We start from the raw sequence: 24034 nt of genomic DNA on the forward strand, positions 1-24034 counted from the left end.
ATAAGCTAAGTCAGTAATCGGCAGGTTGTTACCAGCCGGTGTTTTGTTTCAGGTTAGGATTTTTCTCGATCTCGCGCTGCGGAATAGGCATGAAATACATTTTGTCCTGAAAAACATAAGGCACACCGTCCACCGGTTTGGCTTTGTAAGTGTAGGTTCCGTTTGCGTTTTTAGTAATGTACATGGCATTGAACTGCTTGCCATTCAGCACTTGGGAAGCTATTTTCCAGCGTCGTAAATCCCAATAGCGCTTGCCTTCAAAACTTAATTCTATAAAGCGTTCGTGACGGATTTTTTCACGCATTTGAACCTTGGAAAGTCCGGTCGGAAGCTGGTAAGGAACCAATCCGGCACGCTGACGAATGGCTTCAATGGCTGCATAAACGGATGCATCAGGCGTTGTCAATGCTTCGTTTTTTGCCTCGGCATAATTCAAAAGCACTTCGGCATAACGCAGCTCGATCCAGTTTTGGTCGCTGCCGGAGCTACCGTAATAGTCCTTATTGCTTTCGTTCATGCCTTTTCGGATCAAATAACCTGTAATGGTCGCATAAGGCAGGTTAATGCCATCAATGGGCGCACCTTCATACATATAAATGGTTGCGCCGAAAAATGTGGCACCATTGTAAAGCACTGTCGCGTCGAACCTGGGATCGCGGTTTTTGTAAGGATTAGCAGGGTCATAACCTGAACCCGTTTCATTGATCGCTTTCCCGTTTTTCATTTCAAATGCATCCACAAATTCCTGCACAGGACTGCGCTCAACCGCATCCTGCTTGGATTGCGAATCGGGTTGGCCCCACGAATCCCAGCCATGCTCACGGAACGGCTTCTGATATTGCACACTGAAAATCTCTTCCTCATTATTCTTATCGAGCATAATGTTGCGGAAATTGCCATGCAGCTTGTAAATGCCCGCATCCATCACTTCTTTGTTGATCAATGCCGCTTTTTGCCAGCGTGCAACATCACCTGCCGGATTGAATAAAGCACTTGCATAATAAGTCAGCACACGCCCCAAAAATGCCTTTGCAGAATGCCTGTTGGCTTTTCCCACATCCACGGCACGCGTTCCGTGCGTTTCGGGCAAAAGTGGAATGGCTTCTTCGAGTTCTTTAATGACAAAGTCAAAGCTTTCGTCCGTCGTTTGCCTGGCTACAAAAAGGTCATCGTCAAGTCCTTGTGGCTCAGTAATGATGGGCACGCCGCCGTAGCGTTTGATCATATTGAAATAGAGCATTGCACGCAGGAATTTTACCTGTCCTTTGAAATTTGTTTTTTGCTCTTCGTCCACATCGGCGGCATCTATCTTGCTCAGGAACATGTTGGTCTTTCTTACCGGCCCATAAGCCCAATATTCCATTGGATTATTATCCGGAAACCATTGACCCTGAACAACATTCCGCGGTCCGCCGCCCCAGTAACTGCGCGATTCGTCGGTAATGTTATCATACAAGCTGTGATCGAACCCTGGCACATCCAGATACATATTGTTTACAAAAAGCTGAATCAGCGCAGGATCTGCGAAGATATTTTCCTCGGGAATGGAGTCGGTGGCCTGGCGTTCGAGGAAGTCTTCGTTGCAGGCGGTGGTCATAAGGATCATTACAACCAGCAGTGTTTTGGCAAATATTTTTGTCATGACAGTAAACATTAACTGATTAAAAAGTAAGGTTCAGGCCGAGGTTCAGCGTGCGCTGCTGCGGATAGTAAGTGCCCGTAGTGTTCTCAATCTCAGGGTCAAACATTTTCATCTTGGACCAAACAAAAAGATTGGCTCCCGAGAAATAAACCCGCACATTGCGCACACCAATTTTCTTGATCAGCTCAGAAGGCAATGTGTATCCAAAGTCTATGGACCTTAACCGGACATAGCTGGCATTCCTGAGATATAGGCTGGAAGTGAGCGAGTTATTTGGGTTAGGGCCTTCCCACGGTCTCGGATACAATGCATTTGGATTTTCAGGCGACCAGTGATCCAGCAAATCCACATATGTATTCCGCGATCCGCCCTGGAAAAAGTCCCTTGCAGCGCCATATAGCACTTGCCGAACACGTCCCGCTGCCTGGAATAGCACATTCAGATCAAAACCCTTGAGTGAACCTCCGAATGATAAACCGCCGATCACTTTTGGAACATTATTGTCCATGGAGATGATGGTCAGGTCATTAGCGTCCACTTTTCCATCGCCGTTAATGTCTGCATATTTCACGTCACCTGCTTTTTGTCCTCCGTTAAATTGGGGTAAATAAGTAGCCACTTCCTCGTCTGTCTGGAAAAAGCCCTCCGCTTTATAACCGGTAATAAAACCCAGCGGACGGCCGGTTTGCAGCAGATAATCCGGCGTGTTAGCAGGTTCGTCGAGGGTGATCACTTTGCTTTGCGAGAAGCTTCCGTTGAGTTTGATAAAGTATTTCAAAGCCTGGAAACTATTCTGATGGCTCAGCATGAATTCAATCCCTTTGTTATCCACTTTGGCATAATTTTCTGCGGGCAACTGTGCGCCCAATGTGCCCGGAATGGAGCGGATACGTGTGCGCAGGATGTTGGAAGTTCTTTTGTAGAAAAGGTCAATTTCAAACTGCAATTTTCCTTTCCATAACGAACCTTCCAGCCCTACATCCGAAACCGACGCCGTTTCCCAGGTCACATCCGGATTGGGCAAAATGCCCGGTGCAATGGTGGAAAGGCCTTCTGTGCCTGATACAATGGTTCCCGACGGATTGTAAACCTGAGAATACTGGAATGTTGGATTCCGCAATAGATAGCCCGTGTACACATTGCGATCGTTACCTACCACACCATAGGAAGCGCGCAGTTTTAAGTTATCCAGGAATGAAAGGGCCGCGCTGTTTTTAAGAAAAGGTTCTTCAATAATCCGCCATCCTGCTGACACAGCCGGGAAAAAACCGTATTTCTTGGAAGCCGGAAAAGCCACGGAACCGTCCCTTCTGAATGATGCTTCAAACAAATAACGCTGCTGAAAACTGTAATTCACCCGCGCAATAGCACCTCGGCGACCGTCTGTGAACGATCCGCCATTGGCATCTTTCTGACTTTCGCCGCCGTAGAAAAATTCATCCAGTCCCTGCGCAGGGAAATTAGTGCGGAAACCGTAAAAGTTGTTTCCTTTCGCATCGAGCTGTTCGAAAAGGAGTAAGCCGCCAAATTCATGTGCGCCGAAGGTGCGCGAATAGTTTAGCGAAGCATTCAATGTGGTCGTATTGTACTCGCTGAATGATTGCGTCAATGCTGTTTTGCCATTCCAGCCGCCGTAGGGATAAATTTCCAGCGTGTTACCGTCCGCATCCTGGCGGTTCATGAAGATGGGCACATTATAATGCTTGTTATTGGCATATTCCCGCCCGAAAGAAGCGCGTCCCAAAACCGATAAGCCTTTAATGAATGGTAATTCATGCTTCACTGTCAATGTGGCTTGCAGAATGTTGTTCCGCATGCGGTTATAGCCGGTTTTGATCTCTTCAACAGGATGTTGCTCGCGGGTGTAAAAAATGGTTCCGTCGGGATTGTAAGCCTTATCCAGCGGATAGGCGGCTACAATGTCGTCGAAAATGGATTCGGGGGCGTAGGCACTTTGGTTGGTGTTTCTGGCGCTGGCGTCAATGTCTGCGGATATGGTCAGGTTTTTATTGATTTTCGCATCCACATTGGTCCGGATGGAATAGCGCTGGAAGTTAATGCGGTCGTACATTCCATCCTGATCCAGATAACCCAGCGAAAGAAAATAGCGGATTGCATCCGAGCCGCCGCTAACGCTCAGGTTTTGTTGGGTTTGAAAAGATTGTTTTTTCAAAGTGTTGCCATACCAGTCATATTCCGGCAGCACACCCGTGCGAATGTCTTCCAATTGCTGATCTGAATATTGAATGGGTTTGCCGAGATTTTGCACAGCCTTATTTTTCGTAATTGCATATTCATAGGCACTCAGCACTTTTGGATATTGCGTCGGCTGCTGAAATCCTGCGAAACCGTTGTAATTGAATGTTGGCTTACCAGTCGCGCCGCGTTTTGTAGTAACCAAAATAACACCATTGGCCGCTCTTGAACCGTAAACCGCTGTTGCCGAAGCGTCTTTTAATATAGAAATGCTTTCCACTTCATTGGGGTCGATCTGGTCGAAAGTTCGGATAATGCCGTCCACGACGATCAATGCACTGTTATCGCCGAATGTGCTGGCGCCGCGGATGGAGATGGACGATCCTGCACCAGGCTTTCCGTTCCCATTCACCGCGATCAGGCCGGGAAGCCGTCCTACGAGCGAGTTTGTAATGTTGGTGGCTGGTGTTTTCAAAAGTTCTTCACCTTCCACGGAAGCCACCGAACCGGTCAGGTTGACCTTTTTCTGCGTTCCATAACCTACCACGACCACTTCCTGCAATGCTTTCAAATCATCTTTCATAACAATGTCCATCGTGCTCTGGCTGCCCACCGGAATTTCCTGGCTCAGGTAACCCACAAAAGAGAAAATGATCGTGTGCTCTCCATCGGGAATGCTCACATCGAAATTTCCATCCGTATCGCTCAGTGAGCCGCGCTGCGTTCCTTTTACCACAATGCTCACACCGGGCAATGGTGCGCCTTTTTCATCTTTTACAGAACCTTTAATGTTCCTGTCCACCGGTTTTTGTTCTTCCGCCGACTGAGGGTTTAATGGTTTCAGATCAGAAATAATGCTGAGCACCAGCTGGTCGCCCGAGACTTCATAACCAATGTTCAGCGGCTTGAAAAGTGACTCGAGAACCACATTAAGCGGTTCATTACGAACATGTAGCGTTACTTTATTCTCAACAGGGATCACCTGCGGGCTATACATGAACCGCACGGACGTCTGACGGCTGATCTGCCGGAGCGCGACGCTTATTTTCTGATCATCCAGATCCAGTGAAATCCGACGGTTCAGTAACTCCTGCGCCCGGCTGTCATGGGCCAGGACCAACGACGTGCATAGGGCAGACAGGATCAGCTGATATATTGAAATGCGCATGATTTTGAGTAAAATCCTGATCGGTTTCGTACTAATTTTCATAGATTTGTATGTATGCTTTTTTGGAAAAATGAGATACAAAACTCCCCTGTTCCGGTTTTAGCGAACCGGATTATTAGTGAGGAATTAAGATGGGGGAAAAGACAAGCCGGGGATGTTACAGCATCGTCGGCTTGTTTGTTTTTACATCAGGGCGGATGGCAGGACTGACTCATAAATGTATATTTTAAGGCTTAGGAAAGTATTTTAATGTTATCTACACGAACTTCCGTGGATCACTATCTGCCCGTCGATCACTTCATAGCGTGCTTGAATGGCCTTGCAGATCATGCTAAGTTTTTCAAATAGTGGCTCCTGGCCGAGTTCTGCTGTGAGCTCGCAACCGGCCATTAAATCGGCGTCGTAAATGATCTGGACTTCGTATCGTTTTTGGAGTGATTCAAAGACTTTTGCAACAGGCGCATCTTCAAAAACCAGGTTTTGGCTTGTAATGTCTGCAGGGCCTACCTGTACAGGATTTTCAATGAGCGATCGCTTCATTTTCTGGTCATCGCGATGGTAAACGACCTGCTGGTTGGGTAACAAAACGAGCTCGTTCTTCTCTGGTTCCTGCGTTTTATTTTGCGGCGCATTGGCAGCAACGGTTACTCGTCCCGTTTTGACCACGACGCGCACATCTTTATCCCCATCAAATGCTTTTACTGTGAAACTGGTGCCCAAAACCGTGGTAACCACATCGCTGGTGTAGACTTTAAATGGACTTTCCGGATTTTTGGTCACATTAAAAAACGCCTCACCATTCAGCAAAACTTCACGCTCATGCTGCACAAATGTGGCCGGATAACTGAGCTTGCTTTCAGGCGAAAGTCTCACAGAGCTGCCATCGGGCAATGTAATGTATTTTGTAGTTGCTTTATTATTAGTTGCTTCAATCCAATTCTCATTTTTTTCATCTTTTAATGATTTCTGGCTGATCTCCGACTGACCTGTTTTGAGGTTAGAATTTGTATAAAAATAAAACAGGACAACGAAGCAGGTTAAGACGCCTAATGTCAGAGAAAAGCGGGGCATCCAGTTTTTTGCAAACCAGTTCTGTTCAGATCGATTATCCAAAGATTCGGCATATTCCAATTCTTCCGTAGCCGATTTCCTCGCGGCCGACAAGCGTTGCAATTCATGTTGGAGCTCGTCTTCGCTGAGATAATTTTGTGCGTGATGAATTTCTGAGATCAGGTCTTTTGCAGCTGTTACAATGCCTGCACGATCGGGGTTATTGCGGATCCAGTTTTCCCAGAAAGCATTGTCGGCAGGCTTTTGATGAAGCACCCAACTGCAAAACGCCTCGTCGGCAAGGAAATCTTTAATGTCGTATCGTGCGTAATCCTGCATTTTCCGTTTTTATGGACTGTATACATTGAAATAGTACAGTCCTGGAAACGGATACCCTTTTTATGATAAAAATTTTAGAAAAAATGATAAAATAATTTGAGGGATGACATTGGAGAAAGAAGGAAGGTCGGTTTTGAGCTGGGCTATGGCTCTGTAAATGAAGTTGGAAACGGTTTGCCGTTCGATCTCCATCACTTTGGCAATCTCGTCATTAGACAAACCTTCGTAAAATTTGAGGAAAATGACTTCCTGTTGGCGCTTAGGAAGCCGGTTGATCGCATTGCGGATCTCACGCTCTTTTTGCGACATAGATTCGGAGCTGATCAGCATGGTTTCCACCGTGAGATTATCCGTGAAACCTTCGCAGCTGGCGGCGATGTCGGCAGAATCATCAAGTCGCGTATTCACTTTCAATTTCCGCAAAAGGTTGTTTCGCAAAGCGCAAATGAGGTAAACGGTGACGTAGGAAGTGTCGGTAAGTCTGGTCCTGCGATACCATAATTCCAAAAACAAGTCCTGAATACAGTCTTTGATCAGCTCTGTGTCTTTGGTGAATTTTGTAGCGTAATTAAACAGCAGCCGGTAGCGGCGCTTGGCGAGTTCGTCAAAAGCCTGCTCATCATTTTGGCGAAAACGGTTCCACAGCTCGCCCAAATGCGGCTCATCCTCGGGAACAGGTGCAGGCTTCCTCATTTGAGCGCTGTTGAAAATATGATATTTTTACTTTCAATATTCTCATTATTAGCGCAAATTGCTATCCTGTACCATCCTGCTTTTTGATTGACAGAAGATCCAATCGGAAGTAATTATTTACATTAACTGCCAAAAACACGTAAGTCGGTGATCTCACCCCGGTGCGTTTCCAGAAATTCACAAAAAGCCTTGATCTGGCTCATCTGAGCAGAAAAATCCATGGAATGGTCGTACTCTTCCTGGTACACATCTTTGAAATCTGTGATCACATATTTTAAGCTTCGGATTCCTTTGCCGCGTAATGCGGGGAGATAAAAATTTTGGTGGCTTACTGCATAACATCCTGGCTGATAATTGCTTGTGGTCTTAATGTCGACAGCAACCATTTTCCCGAGCACATCCACGTAGCCATAGAGGAGCACATCCTCGATTTGATATTCACAATAAACCTGCGTTTTGAGCATCGGGCGAGGGAGCAACGCACGCACACGGGAAAGGATCTCCGGGTCAAATTCTTCCTCATCAATGCCTTTGATCACCGCTTCCTCGAAGGAAACGCCTTTCCGCTGTGCCTCCGTTTGCGGGACTGGCAGGCGGTTAACGCTGTTGAGAAGCTCAGTTTCGTTGATATAACCCTTTTCAAACCGGTCAAAACGATTGAGGAGGGTGGGATAAAGCTTGTATTTTACGGTGTTTGAGAACATGTTTAGAAGTCCTGCTAATGTTTTAAATGGAAACGATAGGCCAATGTTACGGCAATAAAACTAAATTTATCATTGGGCGTGTCACTGTATGATTCACTTTCTTCGGGATTGATCAGCCGCTTGCCCGAAGTCGCGTCCAGCTTGTCTGTTCTCACAAAATAGAAGCGATAATCAAGGCCGAGCTTCCAATGTTTCAACAATTTGTAATCCAGAGAAGTGCCTAACGGCAGAAGCCCTTCGCGTGTCTTTTGAATGTTCGCCAAACTTTTCGGCCTTCCCCAACGCAAGAAATGCGGGTTTCGCGCGCTCAGCTTACTGTTTGTAAATCTTAGCAACTGATTGTGATCCAAGTCATAAGCATTGGCATTGAAATGAATAATTCCTAAGCCACCATAAATGCTGAAACTTGCACTGCCCGGCTCGAAATCCTTAAATTGTTCGGTCAGGTTCCATTTTACCGTGAGCTCAACATTGTTATAAGCATTCACAAACCAGGAATTGAAAAATGCGGTTTTCTGGCCGCCAAGCTTTCCTGAATGGTAGTCCAGATGCAGGGAAACATTTTTATTGAAAGCCCGCCCGATACTCACACCCGAAACGCCACGCATATCCTGCTCATTCAGTTCTCCAAAAAATTGCGTTAAACCGGTCTTTACGCTTAGTGTAAAAGGCTGATAATCATTCCGGTCATAACTTTTTTTCTGGCTGATGCCATTCGATGAGGCTGTGCGATGCTTTTGTGCATTTGCCGCGAAAGTTGCGAGGATCAGGAGTGTTCCAAGTAAATATTGATGCATGATTGACAACCGGTTAGCTGTTGGTCCTAAGAAGATTCTCCGTTTAGACGCAGGTTTCCGGTTTTGGTCATCACCCCATTTCAATTACATCATCCGCGTAATCAGAATAACAACATTTATCTGTTAGTTTTGTTTAATTGTTGTATTAACAATAAAGCAAAATGAGTGTAGTTCCATATAAAGATAAAGAAGGCAGCAAAAGAGAGCAGGTCGCGGAAATGTTTGATAATATTTCACCAAAATACGACCTGCTGAACCATCTTTTGAGCGCAGGCGTGGACATTTACTGGCGCAAAAGGGCCATTAAGCTCCTGAAAAAACAGTCACCAAAAGTGATCCTCGACATTGCCACGGGCACGGGCGATTTTGCCATAGAAGCGCTTGCATTGAAGCCTGAGAAGATTATCGGCGTTGACATTTCGGAAGGAATGCTGGCTGTGGGGCGCGAAAAAATTGCAAAACTGGGCAAGCAGGACATTATTACGCTGCAAAGCGGTGATTCTGAAAACTTGTCTTTTGAAAGCAATTATTTTGACGCCATCATCGTTTCGTTTGGAGTACGCAATTTCCAGAATTTGCTGACCGGGCTGAGCGAGATGAACCGCGTGATGAAGCCAAACGGGACTTGTGTCGTGGTAGAATTTTCCAAGCCGCGCAGCTTCCCTTTCAAGCAGTTTTATAATTTTTATTTCAAATATATATTGCCATTGATAGGAAGAAGCGTTTCCAAAGACAGTTCGGCGTATACTTACCTGCCCGAGTCTGTTCAGGCGTTTCCGGATGGAGAAGCATTCCTTGAAATCTATAAAAAAGCAGGTTTTATCAATACCAAATGCATTACACTTACCTTCGGGATTTGTTCGATTTACATAGGGCAAAAATAATATTAGGCATTCTTGTGCTGCTGATGGCGGCCCAGGAAGTGAAATCACAGGGCATTGGTTACAGGCGTCGTCACCTGGAATTTTATGATGACAAGCCTATCCATTATGGTATCCTTTTCGGTGTGCCCTTTACGCGTTTCAATATCAAGCACAGCAACGATTTTGTGTCCAAAGATTCTGCATTTGTAATCCAGTCTCCGACCAATGCAGCATTTCGCATGGGCTTCATTGTCAATGCATTCCTTACCGACCATTTCGATATCCGCACCACGCCATCCGTTTCACTTTACGACCGGAATGTTAAGTATACTTATCCGAATGGAGTCGAAAAGACAGAAAAGCGTGAATCGACCTGGATTGAGATTCCTTTGTTGCTGAAATACAAATCCTTGCGTCGGGTAAATTCGAGAATGTATATGATTGCGGGTTTTACTTTGGGTTTGGAAACCAATGTAAAAAGAAACCGGGGCGGTGGTCAGCTGGATACAAAATCGAGTGATTTTTCGCTGGATTATGGCATTGGTTATGAGCAGTTTTTCGAGTTCTTCAAATTTGCGCCGGAGTTGCGCTTTTCCCACGGGTTAACCAATGTTTTTAATCCTTCCAAAAATTCATTAGGCACCGGGATTAATAAATTGTCTACCCACACCGTCACATTGTATTTAAATTTTGAATAAAATGTGCCTTGATCTTCAATGAATTGCAATTTTTTTAAATTTTTTTCATCAAAAAAGTTGCAGAGAAGATTTTCGTCCTACATATTTGCACTCCCAAACGACGGGGAAAAAGGGAGTTTAGCTCAGTTGGTTCAGAGCATCTGCCTTACAAGCAGAGGGTCGGGGGTTCGAATCCCTCAACTCCCACGGAAGGAAAAGCATCGAGCAATCGATGCTTTTTTTTGTTTATGCTTGCTTCACAAGCAGAGGGTCGGGGACGGTTCGCCGCGCGGTTCGAATCCCTCAACTCCCACATAAAAAGAGCATCGAGAAATCGGAGCTCTATTTGTTTGATACCTATCTCCTTATTTCTTCACAACCAACCGACTTGTCTCAGTTCCGTTTTTCAATCGAATACGAACGATATAATTTCCTGGCGGAAGTTTCTCAACATTAATCTGCGTCGCTGCGCCATTCTTTTCAAACACTTTCAGTCCGGAAATATCGAAAATCGCAATGTTAACAGCGTCAGCACCGTCTGCCAAATGTAGTAATCCATCATTACCAATTGGATTCGGAAATATTGCAGCTTGCGTTTCGCCAAATCTTACGCTTTCAATTTTACTATACGCGAAAGTGCCATCAGAATCCACCATTTTTAAGCGATAATAGATGGCTTTCAGACCGACATTTGAATCTTGAAATACATACGCCTCTTGTTGTGTGCTGATCTTCTGTGCCTTAACATAGCCAATTTCAATCCATTCCTTTCCGGATGCGCTGCGCTCCACCACAAACTTTTCACTATTGATTTCGCTAGAAGTTATCCAGCTCAACAACGCATTTTGGCCCTCGCTTTTTGCTTCGAATTTTACCAAATGGACCGGTAGCGGATTGTCTGGGTCGGTTTCTGCAAACAGATTTGCAAACTCATCAAACATGCCGCTCGCTTTCAGCTTGCTTCTTGGTATGAATGTCCCGTTTTGTAGCGATGAATATAGAAGTTTGGAAACTGGGTGGTAATGTGCAAACACCGCAAGCGAATCCACAGCAGTAGTCAATAAAAAATCACCTTCCCAAACGTCCGCCGCGTCTGCAAACACCAATTGATTTTCATCCGGCTTCGCAGGAACATTATCGCAATCATAAACCCAGATCGTCGCCGTAGACGTCGAGCTCAAATCCCTGCGGTTCGGGTAAGTGCGAACACAAGTAACCTCATAATGATCCGCACGCTCCGCCTGGAAAGTGATCTGATCGCCCGTTGTAGTGAAGTATTGATTGGAAGGCAAAACAGTCCAGTTGTGTACATAAAGGCCGTTAGAAGCATTTTTCAGTGAGACTGTGATATTTGCAGTGTTATCCTGTGTAGTGCGCTTCTGGCTGAAAGGATAGCATGTGTTAAATTGTACGACCGTTGGGATTGGCGGGACCGGGAGGGCCGGGCATGCGGCAGTGCCGGTTAGAAGGCCTTCGGCGAGGCCGATTGCTGTCCAGTTAATTCTCCTTGTAGATACATGGATTGTGTTGTCATTAGGGTTTTGACTTCCGTAAAATGCATCGAATGGAGAGTCAGATGAGTTGAAAGTTGTTAGATTAAGTAGCTCTCGTTGAACTTGTGTTGACTTTGGCCCCTGATAATCTATTGAACTGAATGTTGGTACAAAACAAAATTCAAAGTGGGTCTTCTTACCGATCAACTTATTTGGGACAGCCGATTGTGTGCGACCACCAGGAAGAAAATCATCGTTTAAAGGGCTTAGGTAAGTTCTATTGACAGCTTTTCTATTCCACAGCATTCCCCATGAAGCAAATTTGAACACACTACTATTCTTGGTAATATCATTTGTATGAATATCAATATTGGTGTTTTGCAGGCCTAGTGGTGTCCAGCTAAGTAGCAATCTGCTGCCATAGTTATAATCATTAAATAGTGTACGGTCGCCCGCATCCATACTGCCATGGATTACTGCGATATTGCGGCAAGTCGCAGGATAGCCGCCATTTCCTAGCGCGGTGAGTTGCGTGCGAAAACTATCAAAATCGGCGTGCTTCATACCCAGATTCGGATGTCCTGCCTGATGTAGCAATAGTTGCTTTGCAGCTGGTGTCCCAAATGCTTTGTAATAGTTTCGCCAACGTTTCGCAAAAAATTTTAGGATGATGTTTGTAAGCAATGTTGGGTGCGCCTCATATGCTAGCTGTGTTAGCCCCACTGGCACATTCGCGCCCTGATGCGGCGTATCGTAACAAAGCATCAGCTTTGCGTGGTGCGCTTGTCCCGCATTTTCCATCTCCCGCAATGCCCATCTGGCAACCAGTCCACTCATACTTTCTCCGATAACGATGGATTCAATGTTGCCGGTCTTTTGCGTGTTCACAAGTTCGATGACCGCTCTCAAAACCTGTGCATTATCTTGTATGGCGGCTCTTCCGTCGTTGTAATCTAGCAGCACCAAATCGTAACCTTCAATTAAAAACTGGTTGAGCGGAATTCTGTAATTTGTTTCAATGGCGTCCAAATTTACATCCTGTCCCATGTCAAAACCTTCTGCAATAATGATCGGTTTATCAAATATTTGGTCACATCCTTTAATAATTCGAATCGTGCCTCCCACCAGTGTAGTTCTGGCAGATGAATCTGAGGTGACGGATTGAAACGGCTTTGCAGTTACTTCCATTTCTTTGTAAGGTTTAAGGCGTTCCATTTGCCTTACATTTACTTTCGTTTCAAAGAGATAAATGATATTTCCGATGGCAAAACGAATCCTAATGCCATGCTCGCCGATCGAATTAAAATGATATGGAATTAATTTTTTTGTTATTGGATAACTGGTAGATCCTCGCCCGTCATTGAAATCAATCTCCACAGAAGTGATTTTTCCAGCATGGTTGTCGATGTTTAACGCTTCATCCAGTTGAAAAAAAACATCGGACTGATACAAATCTTCTTGCATAACCGCCGCGGATACGATCTTTACCTTTTCGTATTTCGCAAAGACAACTGCTTTCCCAGCTTTTTTAAAGGCTTCGTTTTCGAAAAGCTCATCATTAGATAGATAAATGCCTTCGAGATTGATGAATGCAATCGGAATCACATTGTTTTTGGTAAGTTTTGAGGCATTAGTTTCAACTAGTTTCTCCAGTTCCGGTAGCCGATCCTCGGTAGGCCTCAGGTCTGTGTCAAAAAGTCTTTCATATAAATTTTGCCATTCCTCGGAGGACACCGGCTCTGGAATTTTGCCCTTTTGTGTGTTTAAATTTTTGAAGTGATTAATCTCACTTTGATTGGTTAAGCCAGCATTCAGGAAAAGCATTTGCCCAAGGCCAGACAGGTCCAGGCTATTGAGCTTTTGCTGTCGAAGTTGGTTGTAATCTTGCGCAAACGTAATGGAAAAGACAAACAGAAGGGCTGGAAGAAGACAGCAGCGTCCTCCCCTTGCAGAAGATGCAAAGTGATTCATTTTAGTGTATGATTAAGTTAAAAATAGATTACTTGGGGATTAGTTGAAAGTCGTACTTAGTTTTTCTACCAATGGAAGCTGTGCAGCAGTTATTTGTTATATTATCATCTTTTTTAATCCGGTAACCGCTGAAAATTTTCATAAACTTGGCATTTTCTGATAAGGAAGGAATGATGACGTCAACAGCTGTGAAATTTTTAGGGACATCGACCAGGACGTTGTAATTGCCATTTCCATCGGAGTATACTTTTGATAAATCTGTCGAGTAATGGAATTTGAGTCCGGAGATAATTACTAAAATGCTATCAACCGGCACACCATTCTGATCCGTGATCGTCCCATAAACCGTTGTTGTGCGGTCTTGTTTGAGGAAGCAGCTTGAAAGTAGTGTGGTTGCTAAAATTGCAGCGAAGGCAAGGAGCCTAATGCCTGGGTAGCCGGTACTTCTAGTGAGGGAAAATCTTCTTTTGCATAAATAAAACATAGGCTCTCGGGCTTAGGTGAAAATACTTGCGAGGAAGGTAGAAATAATTGCCTCGAAAGTATTTTCCAGTGAGCCGCCGGTCGGTGTGAGAGAAAGACCGGTAAAGTTAATACGGAATTTTATAGGCCACCTTTAACGAACGAACATTGATATACGTAATCGTAGTTGAGTACTGAAGTGTTAAAGGTGGCCTGGAAAATGTTATAGATCAACCTGGCACCTGGATGCCGCAGACTCTAATCCGGCTTCAAGAACCTGGATGATCTTCAATCCGTCTGAAAAATCAGGTTTAATTTCCGTATCGTTTTCGATGGCGTTTACGAAATCGACCACAGCGTGCACGAACGAATGTTCATAGCCGATAATGTGCCCTGCTGGCCACCAGTTTCCTGCATAAGGGTGTGCGGCTTCGGTTGCGAGGATGGTCCGGAAACCTTGCTGCCCGCTTTCGTCCTCGCGTGAGAAATATTGCAGCTCGTTCATTCTTTCCAGGTCGAAGCACAAACTTCCTTTGCTTCCGTAAATCTCAAAAGACAAGCGGTTTTTTCTTCCTGCCGCAAAACGGGTGGCTTCAAACGATCCTATTGCGCCATTTTTGAACATGACCATCATTAAAGCAGCGTCTTCAACAGTTACTTCGCCCATTTCGGAGCCGGCTTTGCCTGCTGTCAAATTTCCGGTCGTTTCGCCGCCTTCAACGATAGGGCGGTTTTTGATAAAATTGGCTGTTAAGGAAGAAACGCTGGCAATGTCGCCAACAAGGTAATGCGCCAGATCGACTGCATGTGAATTGAGGTCCCATTGCGGCCCGGCTTGGGCGAATTCTTTTTGTAATTGCCAGGTTAAGGGGAAGTCCGGGTCTATGATCCAGTCTTGCTGGTAGGCGCAGCGCCAGTGGAAGATGCGTCCGATTTTGCCGTCTTCGATCATTTTTTTTGCAAAAGAAACCGCGGGCGTTCTCCTGTAATTGTGGTTCAGGTAATGTTTGACCTTGTTATCCTCACACACTTTCAACATTTCCTCGGCCTGTTTGCTATTCATGGAAAGCGGTTTTTCACAGAAGATATGTTTCCCTTCTTTCGCTGCGGCAATGGCGACGTCATAATGCAGATCTTGCGGCAATGCAACGTCGATAATATCAATATCCGGCCTGGAAACGAGCTTTTTCCAATCTGTTTCGGTCTCTTCCCAACCCCATTTATCGGCAAATTCTTTCACTGCGCTTTCATGCCTTCCGCAGGCTGCTTTGAGCACAGGCGTTGCGGGCATGTCAAAAAATTGCGGTGCTTTTTTCCAGGCATTGCTGTGCGCGCGGCCCATGAATTTGTAACCTACGATCCCTATATTCAGTTTTTTCATGCTTTTATGAAGCTGGATTTGCTTTTTGTACTTGAATTGTAATGTTCAAAAATATTAAAATTTTGTAATTGCTTTTAAGATTGTAATTTCCGGCACTCAATAACACACTATATTTCATGAAACAGCTTGTCCAAAACCTCCGGACAGGGGAAACTCTGTTACTGGAAGTGCCCGCTCCAATGGTCCGAAAGGGCTGTGTGCTCATTCAAACGCACAAAAGTCTGATCTCTTCCGGGACTGAAAGAATGCTCCTGAACTTCGGCAAGGCCAGTTTGCTGCAAAAGGCGAGGTTACAACCCGCACAAGTGAAACAGGCCATTGATAAAATCCGCTCCAACGGCTTTTTCCCAACCATTCAAAAAATTTACCACAAGCTCGACCAGCTGCTTCCGCTCGGATATTGCAATGTGGGCCATGTGCTGGAAGTCGGCGATGGCGTGCATGATATTCAGGTGGGCGACCGTGTTGTAAGCAATGGTCCGCATGCCGAAATCATCTGCGTTCCCCGGAACCTCGTGGCGAAAGTGCCTGAAAATGTATTTGACGAAGCTGCTGTATTTACAGTGATCGGGGCCGTGGCTTTGAATGCAGTCAGGTTGATATCACCGGGACTTGGTGAAACGGTTGTGGTGATGGGGCTTGGTTTAGTCGGCTTAATGACGGCTGATTTACTTAAAATCAATGGTTGTCAGGTCATTGGCATTGACCCTGATGATAACAGGCGAGCCATTGCCGCTGCGAAAGGTTTCATTTCAATTGATCCGGAAACTGTTGATCCGGAAAAATACATTGCCCAGATAACAAGCGAAATCGGTGCGGATGCCGTCATCATTGCCAGCACATCGCAATCTCACCAGGTGGTCGCGCAGGCGGCGGCCATGTCGAGAAAGCGTGGGAAGATCGTTTTGATCGGAACGGCTGACTTGCAGTTGGACCGGGCCGCTTTCTATCATAAAGAACTGACTTTCCAGGTTGCCTCATCCTACGGTCCCGGTCGTTATGATGCACAGTATGAGCAACATGGCATGGATTATCCCCTTCCTTATGTTCGCTGGACGGAAAACCGCAATTTTCAGGCAATCCTTCAATTGCTTTCGTCGGGCGTTTTGGACCCCACTTACTTGATAAGCGACAGGGTTGATCTGGAAGATTACAAAACAGCTTATGCCAAGCTGCAAGCTTCCGAAACCATCGCGATTTTGCTCTATTATGCCGTCAAACCGTCGACGTCGCGTTCGGTGCAAATGCTTAGCAAATCGTTCACGGGAAGCAAAGGCGTGATCGGCATTATAGGCGCGGGTCATTTTACAGCCATGACGATGTTGCCTTTGCTGAAAGATCAATGTATTAAATGCATTGCCAGTGCAAAGGGATTGTCCTCCACGCACCTGGCAAGAAAACACGGAATTCCTTTTGCCACAACAGATTACCAAACCATTCTGGATGACCCTGAGGTGGATCTGGTGATGATCACCACAAGGCATGATCTGCATGCATCAATTACAATCCAGGCGCTTGAAGCCGGCAAACATGTTTTCGTAGAAAAACCAATAACCCTGAACCAACAAGACCTAACCCACCTAATCAACACCTTACATCAGCAAACAAAAAAAACCAAAACCCAAACCCCAACCCTAACCGTCGGTTTCAACCGACGGCAGTCCCCCCACGCTCAAAAGATGAAAGCCCTGCTAGGCCAAAGCGTGATGAATGTGGTGATCACAGTTAACGCTGGTTTTGTACCAAAAAGCGCCTGGATTCATGACAGGGCAATAGGAGGGGGAAGGATCCTGGGAGAAGGCTGTCACTTGATGGACCTGATCATTTACCTGACGGGAAGCCTTATTACGGCCGTTTGTTTGAATGCCATGGACCTTGATCCTTCGGAAACGACCGATAATGCGAGCATTTTAATCAAATGTGCGAATGGCTCGACAGGCGTAGTCAATTATTTTTCAAACGGGCATTCAGCTTATCCAAAAGAGCGCATTGAAGTGTATTCGCTTGGCAGAACATTGATTTTAGATGATTTCAAAACACTGACCGGATTCGGTTTTAAAGGATTTAGTAAATCAAAAAGTGCGCAAAACAAAGGTCATAAGGAAGCATTTGCAGCATTAATGCATGCTGTTAAAAATGGGGGAGAGTCTGTGATTCCTTTCCATGAGATTGTCAATTCGGCAGCGGCAAGCCTGGCTGCATTGGAAAGTTTGAAACAGAAAGCCTGGATTAACATATGATCCGGTTTTTGGAAGATATGGGCATACGATATGCAATTTTTCGCATCTGGCATGAAATCCAGGTTCGAACCGGGCTGCTAACGCTTCGGTTTCCGGTTGATAAAAAGCATTTGCCTAGTTTTTCCAGAGAGAAATGGCTGGATCAGAAGATTCAATTTGTGTTTGATCCCGCAGATTTGAACTTGAAAAAAGATCCTTCATTATCGCGCTTACAAGAAAGAGCAGCGCAACTCCGGCAAAACAAATTTCTTTATTTCCACGACCAATGGCGAACGGTTTCCGATTGGCATACGAATCCTGAAAATGGATTTATTTATGAAAAAAACACACATTGGAGCAAGATCCCCACGCTTTCGAAGCAGGCAGGGGACATTAAATATGTTTGGGAAAAATCGCGGTTTTGCTTCCTGTTTGATCTTTTACGCTATGATTTTCATTTTAAAAATGATCATTCCAGGGTTGTTTTTGCATTCATTAGTGATTGGATCGACCAGAATCCCGTAAACCGCGGGCCTAACTGGTGTTGCGGGCAGGAAATTTCGCTACGGGCCCTAAACTGGACTTTCGCGATACATTATTACAAAAATTCAGAAACGCTTTCATCCGCACTTTTCAACAAAATTGTCCAAAGCATTTACGAACAAATGCGGCGTGTTGCAAAGCACATTCCTTTCTCACGGACTGCCGTCAGAAACAACCATGCGCTTACCGAAACATTGGCATTGTATGTGATAGGCACGTTTTTTCCGCATTTTCCTGAAAGTGGGGAGTGGAAGCGGGACGGGAAAAAATGGTTTGAGGAGGAGATCGGATTTCAGGTGTATGAGGACGGGACATTTCTGCAATTTTCCATGAATTACCATCGGGTTGTGGTGCAGTTACTAACTTTCGCCATCAGCATTGCCAAGCAGAATGGAGACAAATGGGCTGACATTGTGTACGATCGGGCAAAGAAATCGCTTCACTTTTTGCGCAGTTGTCAGGATGAGGCCACGGGCTGGCTTCCGAATTACGGCAATAATGATGGGGCATTGTTTTTCCCGCTGACAGAATGCCATTTCCGTGATTTCCGGCCCCAGTTGCAAGCGTTAGCGAATATTTTGAATTTAAAGCTGGGTTATGAAAAAGGTCCCTGGATTGAAGAAGCGGCATGGTTTAACTTAAATTTTCATCGGGGCACTCACGAAACCTTTCAGCCAAAACCTGTAACTAGTTTTGAGCAAGGCGGTTACTATATGATCCGAGAGACCCAAACATTGACTTTTCTGCGTTGCGGCGCTTACAAAAACAGACCATTCCAGGCGGATAACATGCATTTGGACATTTGGGCTAATGGCGTAAATATTCTGCGTGACGCAGGTTCCTATTCCTATAACACGGATGAAAAGTGGTTACGATATTTTGCTGGAACTGCCTCGCACAATACGGTTATGCTGGGTGATTTTGATCAGATGAGAAAGGGCCCGCGCTTCATGTGGTTCAACTGGATAAAAAGAGCGAAAGCATTTGTAGATGAAGACATTGATTCATTTTATATCCATGGAGAATTTGAAGGTTTTCAGCAATTGGGCAAAGGCATTAAACACCAAAGAAGCGTTACTAAATTGAAAGAAAAGCGACATTGGATCATCGAAGATCACATTGAAAATCGCCCAGATTACCTTCCTATGCACCAAATCTGGCACCCGCACCCCGATTTTTTTCAACATTATGTGATAACGGCAGAGGATAATCACGGTAACGAGATCAAACTTGAAAAAACAGAAGGCTGGCATTCTGAAACTTATGGCAAAAAAGTTGCGTGCGGCAGACTCGTTTTTGCTTCTTTCGGAAACTACATCCGCACGGTAATTCAAGCAAAAAGTCCAATATGAAGCCGATGCACATTCTTTTGATCCATCAGTATTTTCTGGAAGACAATGACGGCGGCGGGTCGCGTTGGAATGAGATGAGCCGGATTTGGGTCGAAGCGGGGCATCAGGTGACAGTCCTGGCTGGGACTACGCATTATATGAATGGGAATTTGTCCTCTTCGGGTCGGAAAAGTTTTGTGGCGCAGACAAATCAGAATGGGGTAAAAGTTATTCGCTGTCATGTTGTTAAATCTTCTGGTAACAGCTTCATAGAAAGGCTTTTGATGCAGTTTTCGTTTGCTTTTTCGGCTATTTGGGGTGGGGTTTTTCGTTTAAAGGGAAAATACGACATTGTGCTTGCTACATCGCCGCCGCTGTTTGTGGGCATTGCCGGTTTGCTCATTTCAAAGATAAAAAAGGCCAAATTTATCTTAGAAATCAGGGACTTATGGCCGGAGTCTGCGGTGGAGACGGGTGTTTTAAGAAACAAATTATTAATAAGGGCAGCGTTTTGGCTGGAAGAGCTTTTATATGATCGTGCAAAAGCGATTACTGTGCTGACGCCAGCATTTAAAGCCGTTTTAACAAATCAAAAAAATGTACGACCGGAAAATATTTGGCTTATTCCCAATGCGGCTGATTTTACAATTTTAGATAAGCTGTACTCCGATTTTAACAGGATCGCATTCAGAAAGTCGCTTGGATTGGACGATCGTTTCATCATTATTTACGTCGGCGCGCACGGCATTGCCAATCATCTGATACAACTGATCGACGCGGCCGAAATGTTAAAGGATAGTTTGGCGCATTTTCTGCTCATTGGCGACGGTCCGGAAAAGGGGAAGCTGACGGCAGAAGCAAAGCGCCGGAATTTGGATAATGTTACATTTATAGATACAGTTTCCAAGTCGGACATTTTCAAATACATTCTCGCAGCCGATGCCGGCACTTCCGTTTTGAAAAGAACTGAAATCTTTAAAACAGTTTACAGCAACAAAACTTTCGATTATTTCGCCTGCCAGAAACCCGTTTTGCTCGCCATCGACGGAGTATCCAGAAAGCTGATTGAGGATGCCAATGCAGGACTTTACATTGAACCGGAAAATCCGGCCGATTATGCGGAAAAAGTTTTGATATATCTCAAAAATCCGACACTCGCGCAGTTTCATGGTCGTAATGGTCATGCTTATGCAAGACAATTTTTTGATCGTGAAGTTCTGGCAATGAAATACTTGCAATACATTCAAAATATGCTTAAAAAGCAGTCTCAGACAAGCCCATAACCGGAACCGAAAGCACTTTCAAAGGGTTTTTTAATAAAGAAATCACATGAAAAACGTAGCAGATTTATTTCCATTGGCGGTCACCGAAAATGCCTATTCGTACGCCGATTATATGCGCTTAATGGAGAAAGTTGTCCTGGAAAAACGCACAACGGGCGAAAAACAATCGGAAGATCTTAACCATTATACACGGCTGAACCTGGCCCGGATGCAGCGCCTGAACAAGACGGTGATTGTGACGGAGGAATTAAAGGAAACCATTAACCAGATCACGGTCCCGCAGACCTGGTATATCCTGACCGAAGCATGGTGCGGCGATGCTTCCCAAAATATCCCACCCATTGTTGCGGCCACATTGTCAAATCCGATGATCACGGTCAAAATTTTATTGCGCGATGAAAATCCGGCGGTTATGGATGCTTATCTTACCAATGGCGGCAAATCCATTCCCAAATTGATTGCCGTAGACGAAGATTTCAACGAGCTTTTTACATGGGGACCGAGGCCGGTGGAAGGACAGGCAATGTTGAATGCTTACAAGGCCAATCCCGTGAAAAGTTATCAGGAGTTCTCGGAAGAAATGCAGCGCTGGTACATTGCAGACAAGTCGCTGAGCTTGCAAAGGGAATTGCGGGCTTTATTGGAAGGTGTTTTGGTTGAAAAGTAAGTTTTAAAAACCAGTTTAGTCTATATTTGCGATAGGCAGAATGAGCTAATTAAAATCATACAACGGGGTTTGTCGAGTTATTTTAAAAATATATCGGAAGGAATCAGCACGACTGTAACAGGTATGCGACTGACTTTGAGGCATTTGTGGAATGCTAGGAAGCGTCGCAGGATGGTGGATATCCGTTCCGATGATTTTTTTGGCGGACAAGAGGGAATGGTTACCATTCAATATCCACAGGAAACTATCCCAATTCCCGATAATGGCCGTTATCGCTTACACAATGAAATAGACGATTGCATTGTCTGTGACAAATGTGTGAAAGTCTGCCCGGTCGATTGCATTTACATTGAGCCGATTAAGGCGATTGAAGAGATTGGAAAAGCATCCGATGGGTCGTCGATCCGCTTGTATGCAGCGAAGTTTGACATTGATATGGCCAAATGCTGTTACTGCGGACTTTGCACAACAGTGTGTCCGACGGAATGTCTGACAATGACTAAGACGTTCGATTACAGTGAGTTGGATGTGCGGGATATGGTTTACAATTACACCAATCTCACGCCCGAGGAAGCAGATGAGAAACGCCGACTGCTCGAACAATTCCAGAAAGAAAAAGAAGCATTAAAAGCAGCTCCAAAACCAGCTATTAATGCTGAACAGCCAGCGGCAAGTCCTGCCAGGCCTGTATTTAAGCCTGGTATGAAGCCAAAAGTGGAGGAAGCTGAGAGCAAACCGGATATTGAATCGAAAGAAGAGATCAAGGAAGAAACTCCCGTAACGAAACCAGCACGGCCTGTTTTCATACCAAAAAAACCAGCTCCTGTTGTTGCAAAGGAAGAAACGTCGGATGTAAAAGCAGAAGAGATTTCCGAAGCGAACACAGAAGAAGCCCCGAAACCGGCTCCAAAACTGCCTTTTAAACCTTCCATGAAGCCGAAGGTCATTTCGGAACAAAAGCCGGAAGTTCCTGTTGATGAGGAAATTCCGCCTGTCGAACCCGCAAAACCAGCACCTGCAAGGCCGATCTTTAAGCCAAAAATGAAGCCGCCGGTTATTGGCGAAGCGAAAACAGTAGAGGAATCACAAGCCGAAGTGCAGGCTATAACGCCGGAAATAGAATTGCCCATTGCAGAGAAAGCGCCCGAAGTTGAGCCGAAGCCCAAGCCTGCGTTTAGACCAACCATGAAGCCTAAGCCGAAGGAATAGCCTTTGGTTTCGACTTACAACTTTATATTTTGAACACTAACATGGAACTTGCAGCATTTTACGGATTTTCACTTCTCGCAATTGTGGCTGCGCTTTTTATACTGTTTTCAAAAAACCTTATTTACGGTGCTTTTGCGTTGTTTTTGGCTTTCTTAGGAGTAGCGGCATTGTATATTTTGGCTGGCGCAGATTTTCTTGGCGTAACGCAAATTATGATTTACGTTGGCGGGATCCTGGTTTTATTGATCTTCGGCATCATGCTTACGCAAAAAAAGAAAAACGACGATTCGCAGCACCATAACCGTGTCGAAATCTTGCTTAGCCGTGAAGTTTGGGGCTTTTTACTTGGTGTAGGGATTTTTGTGGCGCTTTTTAAAATCATTTCATCTGCAAATTTCAAGATGATCGGTGATTCAATCAGCAGCCGGTCTACCATTAAGACGATTGGTGTTGAATTGATGACCAGCCACTTGTTGCCATTTGAAATTGCTGCCATTTTATTACTGGTTGCCTTGGTTGGCGCAGCATATCTCGCCATGAACCGTAATCCTGCGCCATGACTTCTATCCCTTTACAACATTTTCTTGTGGTTGCCGCAGCACTTTTCTGCATTGGTCTGGCTATTACGATCACGAAACGACACTTTATTGGAATTCTGCTTGGGATTGAGTTGATGTTAAATGCAGTGAATATTAATCTGGTCGCATTCAGTCAGTATGATCCGGAGCGTTTGAGCGGGCAGCTTTTTGCGCTTTTTGTCATTGTCGTAGCCGCGGCGGAGGTTACCATTGCGCTTGCCATAATTCTGCGTGTTTATGGTCATTATCAGACGGTTGACCCAGACGAAGTTGATCAATTGAAGAAGTAAGTTTGGTATTGAAACATTTGTTGCATGCATTGGATTTTCCTCTTTTTAGCTTTCTTGATTGGCATTAGCAACGCGGTTCAGTCCGGCGTGAATGTGCAGTTGCGGGAGTCGTTCAACAACCCTATTCTAGCAGCATTAACATCGTTTTTTGTTGGTTTCGTCATTCTTTTGATTGCCTTCGCCTGTTTTAATCAAAACCCGATTCCCAGCATTTCAGATATTAAGCAAATTTCGTGGACGAGGTTTATGGGAGGCGTTCTGGGAGCGTTCTATGTGCTTACCGTAGTTTTTATTGTGAGAAATATAGGTCCTGCCAATATGATCTGCCTGGTTGTGGCCGGCCAGATGATTGCAGCGATTACCATTGATCATTATGGTCTGCAAGGGTTTGCGGTGCATCAGATTACTTTGCCACGCATTGCGGGCGCGATTTTACTCGTCGCCAGTGTTTACCTGATTTTGAAAAACTAAAAAAGCG

At 45.0% G+C, this 24034-nt stretch carries 19 protein-coding genes and 1 tRNA gene; 11 read left to right on the forward strand and 9 right to left on the reverse strand.

Annotated elements, in window-relative coordinates:
* Positions 1 to 28 precede the first annotated feature (28 nt).
* The 6 genes from L0659_RS16120 to L0659_RS16145 all read right to left on the reverse strand — a co-directional run bounded on the left by L0659_RS16120 (position 29) and on the right by L0659_RS16145 (position 8589).
* Positions 29 to 1642 carry a RagB/SusD family nutrient uptake outer membrane protein gene (locus L0659_RS16120; protein WP_235127649.1) on the reverse strand — a complete coding sequence of 538 codons (1614 nt, stop codon included), beginning with the start codon at positions 1640 to 1642 and terminating at the stop codon, positions 29 to 31.
* A gap of 19 nt (positions 1643 to 1661) precedes the next feature.
* Entirely contained in the window at positions 1662 to 5048 is a 3387-nt protein-coding gene (locus tag L0659_RS16125) for a TonB-dependent receptor (RefSeq protein ID WP_235127650.1), read from the reverse strand.
* A 210-nt stretch (positions 5049 to 5258) separates the two neighbouring features.
* Positions 5259 to 6395 (reverse strand): FecR family protein, encoded by a 1137-nt coding sequence (locus L0659_RS16130; RefSeq protein ID WP_235127651.1) that lies wholly within the window; start codon positions 6393 to 6395, stop codon positions 5259 to 5261.
* A 60-nt stretch (positions 6396 to 6455) separates the two neighbouring features.
* The gene (locus L0659_RS16135) at positions 6456 to 7088 is read right to left on the reverse strand and encodes an RNA polymerase sigma factor (RefSeq protein ID WP_235127654.1); all 633 of its coding nucleotides are present in this window, start codon (positions 7086 to 7088) and stop codon (positions 6456 to 6458) included.
* A gap of 122 nt (positions 7089 to 7210) precedes the next feature.
* Positions 7211 to 7792, reverse strand: coding sequence for a hypothetical protein (locus L0659_RS16140; protein ID WP_235127655.1), 582 nt, complete (start codon positions 7790 to 7792; stop codon positions 7211 to 7213).
* A 14-nt stretch (positions 7793 to 7806) separates the two neighbouring features.
* Positions 7807 to 8589 carry an outer membrane beta-barrel protein gene (locus L0659_RS16145; protein ID WP_235127656.1) on the reverse strand — a complete coding sequence of 261 codons (783 nt, stop codon included), beginning with the start codon at positions 8587 to 8589 and terminating at the stop codon, positions 7807 to 7809.
* 161 nt (positions 8590 to 8750) lie between these two features.
* On the opposite strand from L0659_RS16145, the gene ubiE reads away from it, so the two are divergent.
* The 3 genes from ubiE (at position 8751) to L0659_RS16160 (ending at position 10336) form a co-directional block, all read left to right on the forward strand.
* Positions 8751 to 9473 carry a bifunctional demethylmenaquinone methyltransferase/2-methoxy-6-polyprenyl-1,4-benzoquinol methylase UbiE gene (ubiE, locus tag L0659_RS16150; RefSeq protein ID WP_235127657.1) on the forward strand — a complete coding sequence of 241 codons (723 nt, stop codon included), beginning with the start codon at positions 8751 to 8753 and terminating at the stop codon, positions 9471 to 9473.
* Positions 9474 to 9496: 23 nt separating this feature from the next.
* Positions 9497 to 10150 (forward strand): porin family protein, encoded by a 654-nt coding sequence (locus tag L0659_RS16155; RefSeq protein ID WP_235128048.1) that lies wholly within the window; start codon positions 9497 to 9499, stop codon positions 10148 to 10150.
* Positions 10151 to 10261: 111 nt separating this feature from the next.
* Positions 10262 to 10336, forward strand: a tRNA-Val gene (locus L0659_RS16160).
* A 158-nt stretch (positions 10337 to 10494) separates the two neighbouring features.
* Here the strand turns inward: L0659_RS16160 and L0659_RS16165 are convergent.
* From L0659_RS16165 to L0659_RS16175, 3 genes are all read right to left on the reverse strand, one after another.
* Entirely contained in the window at positions 10495 to 13593 is a 3099-nt protein-coding gene (locus L0659_RS16165; protein WP_235127658.1) for a T9SS type A sorting domain-containing protein, read from the reverse strand.
* Between the two features lie 28 nt (positions 13594 to 13621).
* Positions 13622 to 14077: a hypothetical protein gene (locus L0659_RS16170; RefSeq protein ID WP_235127659.1), complete on the reverse strand. Its 456-nt coding sequence runs from the start codon at positions 14075 to 14077 to the stop codon at positions 13622 to 13624.
* Between the two features lie 201 nt (positions 14078 to 14278).
* Positions 14279 to 15436 carry a Gfo/Idh/MocA family protein gene (locus tag L0659_RS16175; RefSeq protein WP_235127660.1) on the reverse strand — a complete coding sequence of 386 codons (1158 nt, stop codon included), beginning with the start codon at positions 15434 to 15436 and terminating at the stop codon, positions 14279 to 14281.
* A gap of 116 nt (positions 15437 to 15552) precedes the next feature.
* On the opposite strand from L0659_RS16175, the gene L0659_RS16180 reads away from it, so the two are divergent.
* The 8 genes from L0659_RS16180 to L0659_RS16215 all read left to right on the forward strand — a co-directional run bounded on the left by L0659_RS16180 (position 15553) and on the right by L0659_RS16215 (position 24027).
* Positions 15553 to 17676 carry a bi-domain-containing oxidoreductase gene (locus L0659_RS16180; protein WP_235127661.1) on the forward strand — a complete coding sequence of 708 codons (2124 nt, stop codon included), beginning with the start codon at positions 15553 to 15555 and terminating at the stop codon, positions 17674 to 17676.
* Positions 17673 to 19550, forward strand: a complete 1878-nt coding sequence (locus L0659_RS16185; RefSeq protein WP_235127662.1) for an alginate lyase family protein — start codon at positions 17673 to 17675, stop codon at positions 19548 to 19550. The genes L0659_RS16180 and L0659_RS16185 overlap by 4 nt, the downstream gene beginning before the upstream one ends.
* Complete coding sequence (locus tag L0659_RS16190) at positions 19547 to 20812, forward strand: glycosyltransferase family 4 protein (RefSeq protein ID WP_235127663.1); 1266 nt, start codon at positions 19547 to 19549, stop codon at positions 20810 to 20812. The genes L0659_RS16185 and L0659_RS16190 overlap by 4 nt, the downstream gene beginning before the upstream one ends.
* A 46-nt stretch (positions 20813 to 20858) precedes the next feature.
* Positions 20859 to 21479: a thioredoxin family protein gene (locus L0659_RS16195; protein ID WP_235127664.1), complete on the forward strand. Its 621-nt coding sequence runs from the start codon at positions 20859 to 20861 to the stop codon at positions 21477 to 21479.
* A gap of 123 nt (positions 21480 to 21602) precedes the next feature.
* Positions 21603 to 22688: a 4Fe-4S binding protein gene (locus tag L0659_RS16200; protein WP_235127665.1), complete on the forward strand. Its 1086-nt coding sequence runs from the start codon at positions 21603 to 21605 to the stop codon at positions 22686 to 22688.
* Positions 22689 to 22717: 29 nt separating this feature from the next.
* Positions 22718 to 23248, forward strand: a complete 531-nt coding sequence (locus L0659_RS16205; protein WP_235127666.1) for an NADH-quinone oxidoreductase subunit J — start codon at positions 22718 to 22720, stop codon at positions 23246 to 23248.
* Entirely contained in the window at positions 23245 to 23556 is a 312-nt protein-coding gene (gene nuoK / locus L0659_RS16210) for an NADH-quinone oxidoreductase subunit NuoK (protein WP_235127667.1), read from the forward strand. The genes L0659_RS16205 and nuoK overlap by 4 nt, the downstream gene beginning before the upstream one ends.
* A gap of 24 nt (positions 23557 to 23580) precedes the next feature.
* Positions 23581 to 24027 carry a DMT family transporter gene (locus tag L0659_RS16215; protein ID WP_235127668.1) on the forward strand — a complete coding sequence of 149 codons (447 nt, stop codon included), beginning with the start codon at positions 23581 to 23583 and terminating at the stop codon, positions 24025 to 24027.
* The last annotated feature ends 7 nt before the right edge of the window (positions 24028 to 24034 follow it).

The sequence above is a fragment of the Dyadobacter sp. CY347 genome (assembly GCF_021502655.1).
Taxonomy (GTDB): Bacteria; Bacteroidota; Bacteroidia; order Cytophagales; family Spirosomataceae; genus Dyadobacter.